Source organism: Rhizobium sp. Rhizsp42 (assembly GCF_047304155.1).
Classification (GTDB): domain Bacteria; phylum Pseudomonadota; class Alphaproteobacteria; order Rhizobiales; family Rhizobiaceae; genus Rhizobium.
Genome location: NZ_JBGLYS010000018.1, coordinates 12173 through 24736, shown reverse-complemented (window position 1 = coordinate 24736; position 12564 = coordinate 12173). Strand labels below are relative to the sequence as shown.

Annotated in this window: 5 protein-coding genes; all 5 read right to left on the bottom strand. The window is 61.8% G+C overall.

The window, feature by feature from the left end; translation table 11 throughout:
* Positions 1-27: 27 nt before the first annotated feature.
* On the bottom strand, positions 28-852 hold the full coding sequence (locus ACCD05_RS17855) for a lytic transglycosylase domain-containing protein (RefSeq protein WP_209234530.1): 825 nt from the start codon (positions 850-852) through the stop codon (positions 28-30).
* Positions 853-1022: 170 nt separating this feature from the next.
* On the bottom strand, positions 1023-2057 hold the full coding sequence (locus ACCD05_RS17850; protein ID WP_026283462.1) for an aspartate-semialdehyde dehydrogenase: 1035 nt from the start codon (positions 2055-2057) through the stop codon (positions 1023-1025).
* A 111-nt stretch (positions 2058-2168) separates the two neighbouring features.
* The gene (locus tag ACCD05_RS17845) at positions 2169-2396 is read right to left on the bottom strand and encodes a hypothetical protein (RefSeq protein ID WP_413394322.1); all 228 of its coding nucleotides are present in this window, start codon (positions 2394-2396) and stop codon (positions 2169-2171) included.
* The gene (locus tag ACCD05_RS17840; protein WP_413394321.1) at positions 2393-3628 is read right to left on the bottom strand and encodes an OpgC family protein; all 1236 of its coding nucleotides are present in this window, start codon (positions 3626-3628) and stop codon (positions 2393-2395) included. The genes ACCD05_RS17845 and ACCD05_RS17840 overlap by 4 nt, the downstream gene beginning before the upstream one ends.
* 98 nt (positions 3629-3726) lie before the next feature.
* Positions 3727-12246: a GH36-type glycosyl hydrolase domain-containing protein gene (locus ACCD05_RS17835; RefSeq protein ID WP_413394319.1), complete on the bottom strand. Its 8520-nt coding sequence runs from the start codon at positions 12244-12246 to the stop codon at positions 3727-3729.
* Between the last annotated feature and the right edge of the window lie 318 nt (positions 12247-12564).

Genomic DNA, 12564 nt, shown 5'->3' with positions numbered 1-12564 from the left:
CTTTCTCATTTCATCATCAAGTCTGAATTAGTTCGCGTCGATCTGCTGGCCGATATAGGCGATTGCCTGCTGGTAGACCGTTGCCGCGTTCCAGCCGGAGATGGCTGCGAAGTTCGGCTCGCCCGGCTGATAGCCGGCGCCCGGACGCCATCCGTGGCCCTTCAGGAAGTTCGCAGTCGAGGCCAGCGCGTCGGCGCGTGAGCCGACCATGTCGACCCGGCCGTCACCATCGCCGTCCGCACCGTAGAGCACGACGTTGCGCGGGAGAAACTGTGTCTGACCGATTTCGCCGTGGGCGGCGCCGCGCGCCTGCGGGCTGAGGAAGCCTTCGCCGACGAGCTGGAGCGCTGCGTAGAGCTGGTCAGTGAAATAGGCGGTACGGCGGCAATCGAAGGCAAGCGTGGAGACTGCCGACATGGTGTGCTGGGTACCCATGTAGCTGCCGAAACCGGTTTCCATGCCCCAGATCGCGATCAGGGGACCGGCCGGAACGCCGTACTTGCGTTCGATGTTGGCAAAGAGCGCTGCGTTGGCGCGCTTCATGCCCTTGCCGCGAGAGATGATGGCCTGGCCGCCGCGCTTCTGCATGAAGGCGTCGAAGGAGAGCTTGAAGCTCTTCTGGCCGCGGTCGGCGGAGATTGTCGGTCTGTTGTAGACGACGTTGGCGAAGGCCTTGTCGAGAACGGAACGGCTGACGCCGTTTGCCGCTGCTTCCTGCTTGAAGGCAACCACCCACTGGTCGAAGCCCGCGCTGGTGTTGCTGCACTGTGGTGCCGCTTCAGCCGTTGCCGGAAGTGCCTGGAACATGGCGAACACTGCCGCCGCTGCCAGCAAAAATCTTGTCTTGCGCATCGAATACCCCGATCTCGATCAGCCTAGCCTTCAGCCGGACTGGAGCCCGCTATCGGCAACGTTGTCACGACCATTCATTTGATGAGCGCGAGATGCCGTTTGACATCCCGCGCTCCTGAATAAGCCTTAACTTAAGTAACGGGCTTAACAAGACATGGTTAAGAAAATATTCAAGCAGCCTGCTTGCGTGGCTTCACAAGTCCGCGATTGACGAGCAGTTCGGCGATCTGGATCGCGTTCAATGCCGCGCCCTTGCGCAGGTTGTCGGAAACCACCCACATGTTGAGGCCGTTCTCGACGGTTGCGTCCTCGCGGATGCGCGAGATGAAGGTCGCATCTTCGCCGGCGGATTCGTAAGGCGTGATGTAGCCCCCGTTCTCGTGCTTGTCGATCACCTGGCAACCCGGTGCGTCGCGCAGGATATCGCGAGCCTGATCGGCGGTGATTTCCTTCTCGAACTCGATGTTGACCGATTCCGAGTGGCCGATGAAGACCGGAACGCGCACCGCCGTGCAGGTTACCTTGATCTTCGGATCGAGCATCTTCTTGGTCTCGGCCAGAACCTTCCACTCTTCCTTCGTGTAGCCGTCTTCCATGAAGCTATCGATGTGCGGAATGACGTTGAAGGCGATGCGCTTGGTGAACTTCTTGTTCTCGATCGGATCGGCGACGAAGACCGCGCGCGTCTGATTGAAGAGTTCGTCCATGCCGTCCTTGCCGGCGCCGGAAACGGACTGGTAGGTCGAAACGACGACGCGCTTGATGGTGGCGGCTTCGTGAAGCGGCTTCAGGGCCACGACGAGCTGGGCGGTCGAGCAATTCGGGTTGGCGATGATGTTGCGCTTGGTGAACTGCTCGATGGCGTCAGGGTTCACTTCCGGCACGATCAGCGGAACGTCCTGGTCGTAGCGCCATGCGGAGGAGTTGTCGATGACGACGCAACCCTGCGCGCCGATCTTCGGCGACCACTTCTTCGATACGTCGCCGCCGGCAGACATCAGGCAGATATCGGTGTCGGAGAAATCGTAGTTTTCGAGGTTCATGACCTTCAGCGTCTTGTCGCCGTAGGACACTTCAAGACCCTGCGAGCGCGCGGAAGCGAGCGCTACGACTTCGTCAGCGGGAAAACCGCGTTCGGAAAGGATATTGAGCATCTCCCGGCCGACATTTCCGGTGGCTCCCGCAACTGCAACTTTAAAACCCATTTTCAAGCTCTCTTTCTCATCTCTCCTCTTGTTCGGTGAGGGGGAAAGCGCGCAACGATTGCGGCTTTCTGTCCCCAGCCGAGCCGGGGAGAGAGCGGCAGGCCAGAGACGTCAGACGGTTTTCGTCGTCGTTTTGGCCTTGGTTTTGGAAGAAACCGGAAAAATCATAACCATCCCGGCAACTCGTGCCCGGTCACTGCGTGCAGCAATGGCGTGTTCTTGGCGAACCATGGATATTCCTTTTCCACCGCTGCTCTTAAAAGGTTTTCCACAGGAGTCAAGGTTTTTGCTAGGGGTCGCGCTGTGCTGATAGCGCTGGCGCGGCCCTTGCTGTGTCACTTCCGATTGATGCCACGGCCGTTATCGGCGCGTACGGAGACTGTCTGGAGTGCCCGGCCCTGCGGTGCATTCAGCTTGGCGGAAGCCGCGCGACCCAGCTTTCTCTTGCGCTCAAGGTGATAGGCGTAGACGAACTGGATCACGATACCGAGAACCACGAAGATCGGGCCGACGATCCGGTCGCCATTGTTGATGTAGAGCAGCACCTGACCGACCATCGCCAGGATCGTGCCGGCGACGAAGATGTTCAGCGAATGGCGGCCGAAGATCACCAGCGGATTGTCCTCGGGGCGGCGCAGCAGGTTCGAGAGCGCGCCGATGTTCAGCACCAGGTAGGTGAGGGCCAGCACGTGCAGAAGGCGCGGCAGCGACAGGAAGGTCTTGTCGAAGCCGGTGATGACCGGCGGCAGGCCGAGCGAGGCCAGCGCATTGCCGATGCCCCAGAGCTGGCCGACGACCCACACGAAAGACAAGGCGACGTAACCGGCCGCCAGTGCCATCAGCAGCGGATGGCTGGGCAGCTTACCGCCACGGCGCACATGCATCATGCCGACGATGCCAATCGTGAACAGGAACTGCCAGGAGAGCGGATTGAGGAACCAGTAGCCCTCGATCAGGGTATTGTGCGGGGCGATCTCATATATGCCCGACAGCAGCCAGACCGAGCCGGAGACGACCAATGCCAGCAGCGGGCTTTTCGCTTCAAGCAGAAGGATGATTGGGACCATCAGCATCAGCGCGCCATACATCGGCAGGATGTTGTTGTAGCCGATCTGGTGGCCGAGCAGCATGAGCGCCGGAATCCCGGCCTGCGGGTTGGTGAGAACCGCAAGAATATTGATTTCGCAAAGAAGGCCGGCGCGGTGGAACAGCCATGCACCCGCGATGAAAAGCGCAAGCGTCATGAATGTCGTGATCATGTGGGCGAGGTAAAGCGTGAAGGCGCGCTTCGTCGACTTCTTCGCCGTTTCGAACCAAGCGGCGACCTTGAAGCGCGAGCCGTAGGCAATGCCCACGGCGATGCCCGAGATCAGCACGAAGGCCTCGGCGGCATCAGAGAAGCCGTAATTCTTGGTGGTCAGATGCTCGAAGATCTGGCCGGGCACGTGGTTAATAAAGATCGTGATCAGCGCGAGACCGCGCAGAACGTCCAGCCGCGTGTCTCGTTTCGATGGCGCCGCAGTCGCAATTCTGCGTTCTGCACCGAACGTGTTTTCGGGCGTCGATACCATTGACCTCTCCATGCTTCCATTTTGCAAACGCGGTTGAGGCCAAAAGGTTTCCCTTTTGGCCTCAACGAATCGCCGGATGGTTTGCATGAAAAGTGCGGTTATCCGACCGGATATCCCTCTTCGGGATCGGTGACTTGACGTCCGTTGATGGTCAAATCGTAGCCCCTTGGATGGGACGATTTTGAGACCGAAATGAGGTATTTAGCTCCTGCGTGTTCGATTTCCGCGGAGAAGCCTTCCCACGTTGTCGGCAGCGACGGCTTCACATGGATACGGCCGTTCTTGAGCCGGATTCCAAGGATGCCTTCAACGGCCGCACGATAGAGCCAGCCTGCGGAGCCCGTGTACCAGGTCCAGCCACCACGACCGGTCAATGCACCGTCGCCATAGACGTCGGCGGCGATGACATAGGGTTCCACGCGGTAGTGCTCGGCGGAGGCTGGGTCCTTGGCGTGGCTGATCGGGTTCAGGAGGTCGAAGCAACGCAGTGCGTCGTCGCCACGATTGAGCTCGGCCAGCGCCATGACAACCCAGGTGGCCGCATGGGTGTACTGGCCGCCGTTTTCGCGAACGCCGGGCGGATAGGCCTTGATGTAGCCGGGATCCTTGGCCGAGTTGGCGAAGGGCGGCGTGAACAGGCGGATGATGCGCGCGTCCATGTCGACGAGCTTGGAGAGCACCGAATCCATGGCCTTTGCGGCATGGGCCGGATCGCCCTCCCCTGACAGAACGCTCCAGGACTGCGCGATCGAATCGATCTGGCATTCCAGGCTTTCCTTCGAACCGAGCAGGCTGCCGTCATCGAAGGTGCCGCGGCGGTAGTGGGCACCATCCCAGGCGGCGGTTTCAAGCGCTGCCTTGAGTTCGGTCAGGTGCTTGCCCCAGCGTTCGACGCGGGCGGTGTCGCCACGTTCGGCGGCAAAGGCGCTGAAGGAGCGCAGCGCGCCGGCGAGGAACCAGCCGAGCCAGACGCTCGTGCCCTTGCCACCGATGCCGACGCGGTTCATGCCGTCGTTCCAGTCGCCGCCGAGGAAGAGCGGCAGGCCGTTGGCTCCCTTGCGGGCAATGGCAAGATCGAGCGCGATGGCGGCATGCTCGTATACGCTCACCTTGTCCTCGGATTTTTCCGGGCGGTAGAACGAATCGTGCTGTCCCTGCAGAAGCGCCGGGCCCTCGATGAAGGCTAGCTCATCGTCGAGAACGCTCTTGTCGCCGGTCACCGTGCAATAATGGTGGATGGCATAGGCCAGCCAAACCACGTCGTCGGAGATCAGCGTGCGCACGCCGGCACCCGTTCCAGGCAACCACCAATGCTGGACATCACCCTCGCGGAACTGGCGCGAGGCGGCGTTGACGATCTGCTTGCGGGCAATCGACGGCTCGTGCAGCACGAAAGCCAACGTATCCTGCAGCTGGTCGCGGAAGCCGAAGGCGCCGCTGGCCTGATAGAAGGCCGTGCGTGCCATGATGCGGCAGCCGAGGCTCTGGTACGGGAGCCAGGTGTTGATCAGGGTATTCATGCCCTGATCGGGCGTCGAGATCTGCAGCTTGCCTGTGAAGGCGTGCCAGAAGTCCCGGTTTGCCTGCACCGCGCCGTCGAAGGACGCCTTGCGGATATCGGCGATCAGCGAGCGGGCCTCTTCCTTCGTCGCGGTATCGCCGAGATAAAGGATGACATCCCGCTCCTCGCCGGCGGCGAGGTCGATGTCGATTGCGAGAGCCGCTGCCGGATCACCATCCAGATCGATGTTGCTTGACAGAACTGTAGCCGGATTCAAGGCTGCTGGAGCCTTGATGGTGCCCGCCTTGCCGATGAACTCGCGGCGACTTGCCGTGTAGCCCGACAGTGTCTCGCTGGCTGCGAAGAAGGCCACGCGCGAGGAGTAGTCGATGCTGTAGTTGTTGCTGGCGAACAGGGCTCCGGTTTCGGCGTCGTGCTCGGAGAGAATGAACGGCGCCGTCTTCTGCGGATTGTTGCCGAGCACCCACTCGACATAGCCGTAGAGACGCAGCTTGCGCTGGCTGCTGCCGTTGTTGCGCAGGCGCAACCGCTGCAGCTTCACCGGCCGTTCGCGATCGACCGTCTGCGTCAGTTCCAGAGAAACGTCGTTCTGGACGCTGGAGAAGACGGAGTAGCCGAGACCGTGGCGGGCTTCGAACTGGACGTCCTGGCGGTCGGACAGGGCAGCAAACGGCGTCATCACGGTTCCGCTGTCGCGATCCATCACATAGATCGCTTCGCCTGGCCGGTTGATGACCGCGTCGTTGGTCCAAGGGCTCAGCTGGTAGTCACGCGAGTTGGTGCTCCACGTGAAACCGGCGCCTTCGGCCGCGACGTGGAAACCGAACTTCTCGTTCGAGATCACGTTGATCCACGGCTGCGGAGTGGCATGGCCACCAGGGATACGGACGACATATTCGCGTCCGTCGCCGGAGAAGCCGCCGATGCCGTTCCAAAAGTTCAGATCGCCATGCTCTTCGACAACAAGTGCCGGGACCTGTGCCTTGGCGACCGGTGCCGTGCGCTTGGCACGCGACTTCGTGGCGTTGACCTTTTCGAGTTCCTGCTGTTCTTCCTTGGTCGGCGCAAACAGCGCCACGGCACGATTGATCTGATCGATGATCTTGCCGTTCTTGGCGTGGAAGGTGACGCGGGATGCCGAGATCAGCGCGTGGTAGGTCGATTCCTCCATCAGATCCTTGCGGACCGTGAAGATGTGCTGGCGCAGGCCATCTGCCTGACCGAGACGACGGACGTTTTCGGCCATCTGGTCGACGGCGTGCTGCATGTCCTGTGCGTACGAAGAGGCACGCTCGTTCATGATCACGAGATCGGCGGTGACGCCGCGCGAGCGCAGGTATTCCTGTGCCAGCAGCGCTTCCCTTGCGATATCCAGATCCATGTCGTCGTTGATGCGCAGGGTGAAGATCGGGAAATCGCCCGAAATCGCCAGCGGCCAAAGCGAGGACTGCGACTGCATGCCCGCCTGAACCGCCGCCGTATCCGCACGCAGATACATGTCGGGGTAGACGAGGTGGCGGCCGAGATGCTGGAAAGCGGATGCCTGCTGCGAGGTGACACCCACGTGGCGCATCTGTACCTGCGTGCGAGTCCAGGCCTGGACGAGCTCGTGGTTAAAGGCATCGGCGTGGCGGTAGCGATCGACTGCCTGGTCCACTTCGTTGCGTGATGGCGCCGCGATGGTCCAGAAAATGACGCTGACCTTCTTGCCGGCAGGAACGCGGACGGTGCGGCGCAGCGACAGCACCGGATCGAGCGTGAAACCGTCGGTGCCCGAAAGCGTGGCGCCCTGATCGAAGGCGGCAGCGTTTGCAAGGCTGCGGCCGCGTCCGAGGAACTTGCGGCGGTCGGTTTCGAACTCGGTGTGGCGCGTCGCGCCGGCGTTATCGACGATCAGATGCGCGACCGCGATATTCGGCTCGTTTCCGTCGCGCTTGTTGCGCTCGACGCGAATGACGTCGCCGCGCTTGCCGATCTCCGTCTTCACGAACATGCGGGCGAAAGCCGGATGCGCGTTGTCGGTGTCGTCATTGGTGAGCACCGGTTCGAGATAGGAGGTCACTTCGATGAAGCGGTCTTCCGTGCCGGTGTTGAGCAGCGTCAGGCGACGGCCTTCGGCGTCGTGCTCGGTGGCGACGATGACCTCGACTTCACTGGTGAGCTCGCCAACGGTCTTGGTGAACTCCGCCTTTTCATCGGCGAAGAGAACCTTGACCTGCTCGCCCTCGATGCTCTTCGGTTCCGCGGTTGCCGACCACCATTCGTTGGTGGCGGTGTCGCGCAGGAAGATGAAGGTGCCCCAGCGATCTTCTGTCGGATCGGGCTTCCAACGGGAAACGGATTGGCCGTTCCAGCGCGAGTAGCCGGCGCCGGTGGCGGTCAGCATCATCGAGTAGTGGCCGTTGGAGAGGAAGACGAGTTCGCGGTCGCGTGCGGCCGGATCGTAGATCTTGCGGATCTCCGGGCGCAACAGGTCGTCCTGGATGCTGGCCGGGGTGTCGGATTCGTGCTTGCCGCTCATGACAGGAATGTCGCGCGGCGCCTTTTCCTGCAGCATCAGCTCAGCCGCTTCGATAACAGGATCGGAGTGGAAGAGTTCGCGCAGGTGACCGTTGAAGGCGACGTTGGCGACGGCCGCGATCGACATGCCATGGTGGTGGGCATAGTAGTTGTAGACGACCGCGCAGGTCTTGCCTTCGGGCACGCGGGTCGGCGTGAAGTCCACTGCATCGTGGAAGCCATATTTGCCGAGCGCGCCGAGTTTGCGCAGGCGTTCGAGGTTCTCGATAGCCGCCGGCGGATTGTACTGGCTGGCGAGGATCGAGGCGTAAGGGGCGATGACGGCGTTGTGGCCGAGACCGCGCTTCAGGCCGAGCGTCGGTACACCGAAGTTCGTGTACTGGTAGTTGAGGTTATGGTCGCGGGCGTTGAAGGCCGCTTCCGAGATGCCCCACGGAATGCCCAGCTTGCGGGCGTAGTTCATCTGCTCGACCACGACCAGATTGTTGGTCTGGTTGAGGATACCACCGCCACGCTCCTGCATGACGAGAGGCGGCATCAGATATTCGAACATCGAGCCGGACCAGGAGACCAGCGCACCGCGCGAGCCAACCGGCACGACCTGGCGGCCGAGGCGATACCAGTGCTCGGTCGGCAGGTCGCCCTTGGCGATGCCGAAGAGGCTGGTGAGGCGGCATTCGGAGGCGAGAAGGTCGTAGCAGGCCTGATCGAGTTCGCCGCTTTCGACGCGGTAGCCGATCGACAGAAGACGACGCTCCGGCCGGAAAAGGAAGCCGAAGTCCATCGAGAAGGCGAGATCGCGGGACTTGTCGCGCAGTGCGATCAGGCGCGGGCGGAGCGCGTCGATGTTGGCGAGGTCGAAGGTGCTGTCGGAGATATGCGCTTCGCAGACCTTGACCAGCGCCTCGGCCCACTGGGTGACCTCGGCGCTGAGTGCCGACTTCACCTCGTGATCGAGGTTGGCGGCAAGCTTCTGGATGTCGCGGGCAAGGACCGAGAGGTTGATGATGCGGATCGACGCGAATTCGTGCTCGCGCTTGACGGCGGCGAGCGCGTTCTGGAAGCCGATGATGCGTTCTTCCAGGCGGCGGCGCAGCGGACGGACGGTCTTGCGGTCATCCGGCAGGTCGGCCAGCACTTCGGCCAGAATGCCTGCGGTGTCGCCGACGCCATCGAGGCTACCCTGCATGTGTGCGGACGGGGCTTCGGCCCAGTTGCGGCAGGCGGACGAGATCGCGATCAGGTGACCGGCGAGGTTGCCGCTGTCGACGGCTGAGACATAACGCGGTCCAAGCGTTTCAAGCGTATCGGTGTGATACCAGTTGAACAGGTGGCCGCGGAATTTCTCCATCCTGTCGATGGTGGCGATCGTCTGCTCCAGGCGTTCGATCGTTTCCTCGAAGGAGAACCAGCCGAACTGGCGGCCGGAGACTACCGAGAGCAGGTAGACGCCGATGTTGGTCGGAGATGTGCGGGTCGCGACGATGACGTGCGGCGTTTCCTGGACGTTATCCGGCGGCAGGTAGTTCTGTTCGGCCGTGGTGAAGGTGTCGAAATAGCGCCAGGTGCGACGCGCGATCTTGCGCAGATCGTTGGAGACAGATTCTGCGACTTCGAGGCGATCTTCGGTTTCCGCCGACTGGCTGACGTAGTAGGCGACCAGAGGGGAGAGGATCCAGAGTGCAACGAAGGGGATGCCGACCAGGTAGGCCTTGTCGCCGGAAACGACCGCGAAGGCGAGGCCGAGCAGTGCAAGCACCGGTGCGTGCCACATGGCCTTGTAATAGGACCAGATCGTGCCCTGCTTACCAGCCTGGACGCTGGCTGCGGTTTTCCACTGCAGCATCAGCTTGTGGCTGACAAAGAGGCGGTAGAGCGAGCGGCCGATGGCGTCAGCCATCATGCAGGCGCCGTCGGCGATGAAGACGATGCGGAGGGCCACCTGCGCGTTGGCGGCGCGGATATCGGACCAGACGGTATAGAGGTGGGCGCGGGCGACGATATCGCTGGTGCGCGGAATGATGCCGTTGATCAGCGACAGCGTCGGAGCGACGAACAGGCAGAAGATCAGGACGATCTGCCAGATCAGGGCGCCGAGCGGGTCCATGAAGTACCAGCCGAGCACGGAAGCGAAGAACCAGGCGATCGGGGTCAGCGAGCGGCGCAGGTTGTCAAACATCTTCCAGCGGCCGAGCGCGGTCACGCCGTGCTTGGTGCTGAACATGTAAGGCAGCAGCTGCCAGTCGCCACGCGCCCAGCGATGCTGGCGCGACGTCTCGACTTCGTAGCGGGTCGGGAAGTCCTCGACGAGTTCGAGGTCGGTCACAAGCGCGCAACGCGCCATCGAGCCTTCGAGCAGGTCGTGGCTGAGCACCGAGTTTTCCTCAATGCGTCCCTTCAGGGCCGCTTCGAAGGCGTCGACGTGATAGAGGCCCTTGCCGGTGAAGGTGCCCTCGCCCGCGAGGTCCTGATAGACGTCGGAGACGGTGAAGACATAGGGGTCCAGACCGCGATTGATGGAGAAGACGCGCTGGAAGACCGATGCGTCCTTGCCGGTTGTCAGCGACGGCGTTACGCGCGGCTGCAAGACGCCATAGCCGCTTTCGACGCGGCCGGTTTCCGGGTTGATCACGGGGCGGTTGGTCGGGTGATAGAGCTTGCCGACGAGCTTGTTGACGGCGTCGCGCATCAGGCGCGTATCGGCATCGAGCGTCATCACGTACTGCACGTTTTCAGGCACGACATTGGCGCCCGGCAGATAGGTCGTGTCGCGGTCGCCGCGCAGGAGCAGGTTCAGCTCGTGCAGCTTGCCGCGCTTGCGCTCCCAGCCCATCCACGCGCCTTCAGAGGGATTGTAGAGGCGGCGGCGGTGCAGGAGATAGAAGCGGGTCTTGCCGTCATAGGCATAACGCGCCGAGAGGTTGGCGACTTCGCGGCGAGCGTAGTCGAGAACTTCGAGATCGGCGGCCGTCTCCTCAACCTGGCTGTCCGGCCAGTCGCTCAGCAGCGCGAAGTAGATTTCGCCGCGCGGGTTGGCGAGATAATGAACCTCAATGTTGCGGACGAGTTCATCGACGCTGTCGCGGTTCGAGATCAGGCAGGGGACGACCAGAAGCGTGCGTGCGTCTTCCGGAATCCCTTCCTTAAATTCGTAGCCGACGAGGCGCGCCGGCGTGACGAAGAAGGAGAGCACGGTGTTGAAGAGACCCGTCGCGCCTTCCGATGCCGGCAGCGAGAACATGATCAAGAGCAGGATGATGGCGATCGGCGCCATACCGGCGCTCGCCATGAAATGGCCGACGATAACCATCGCGAGAATGGTCAGGAGCAGCACCGGAACCGCGATCGACAGCCAGTTGAAGCGGCGCACTGCGCGAACGAAATGCTGCACCAGCGTCGGGCTGTAGGTCGCTCTCGCTTCGAGCTTCGGGCGCTGGGCGCCGGCCAGAAATGCGCCAACGTTCGGCTCATGGGGTTGCTCGTCGGCGGACGCCTTGGCTTCATCCGTCATGTCGAGCGCGAGCTGCGCGATCTCCATTTCGGTCATGGTGGAGCGCTTGGCGAGCTTTTCGATCTGCTTGCGGTACTTGTTGCGCGAGCCGGAATCGAGAAGACCGTAGTCGGAGTTGTCCCAGAGCAGCTTGTCGACGTGGCTGACCTGCTCGACCCAGACGGACCATTCGGTGTCGTCGATCTCGCGCAAGCTGCGAATGATGTTGCCCATGGTGACGTTGCCGGAGGAGAGGCGGCTGTGCTCGGCCATCGTCGTCGCTTCGGTGTCACGGCCGAGCGCCTCGAGGCGCTCATCCAGCCAAGTGATGGCAAGGCTCGAGGTCTGCGAGCCGTCGCGCATGCGGTAGAGGAACTGCGTCGAGAAGGTATTGTCCTCGGCAAGCGGCTCAAGCGTCTTCAGATATTCGGCTGCCTTCGCGGGATCAGTCAGGCGCACCAACTCGTCGGCTGCCTCGTTGGCGCGGCGGCGCATGCGGCGGCTGCGCTCGACGCGGATCGAGATGCGGCGCAGGTTTTCGACCAGAACGTAGCGCACCAGCGAAGGCAGCGCCCAGAGCTCGCCGATCCGCAGTGTCTCATGTTCCTGGAAGCCATCGACCAGTGCCGTCAGGCTTTCCTGCGAAATGGTGCTGTGCGTGTGGGCGACATAGAGCCAGGCCAGCGCCAACGTGCGCGGGATCTTGGTGCCGTTCACATCGATCGTCGGCAGTTCGCGGTAGAAGCGTTTGGGGAAGTCGCGGCGGACTTCCTGGATCGCTTCCTCGACGATGTAGTGGTTGTCCAGAAGCCACTCGGCGGCCGGGGTAATCGTCTCGCCGGCCTCCACATCCGCTGCCGTCGTGCGGTAGACGCGCAGGATTTCCTTCTCGTTCTCCTTATGCCGGGCGAAGAAGTCGAAGGGTGCGAAAGCGACCAGCGAATTGACACCTGAGGTGGCTGCGGATGCACCCATCGCCCTGATGTCTTCGATCGACATATAGGTCGCGCGGATCGAGTCGTTGTGATCGATCTGCTTGGTTTCGGACTCGCGGGACGGGCTCGGAGACGTGGGGGAAATAGACATGGGTTCGGTTCTGGATCCAAACAAAGTTATGGTCGGTAGGGTTTGCCTTGTGCACTGCCAAATATGACTGCCGCATGAACAATACCGGTCTTTTGCGGCCACACTGAAAACATTGGCAGTGGCAATCGAACGGCAATGCGAATCGATTTAGATTTGATCTTGCGACCAGCCGGGCAAAGAGGTGGGTGAGATTGAACGACGCCTCCCCGCCAAGCCAATCGGGAAAGTTGGACACTATTGCGACAATTCAAGTCAAGAGGTTTCGGCAAGTGGCAAACGCACGAAAAATCCGGCGCCTTTTGGACGCCGGATTTCGTT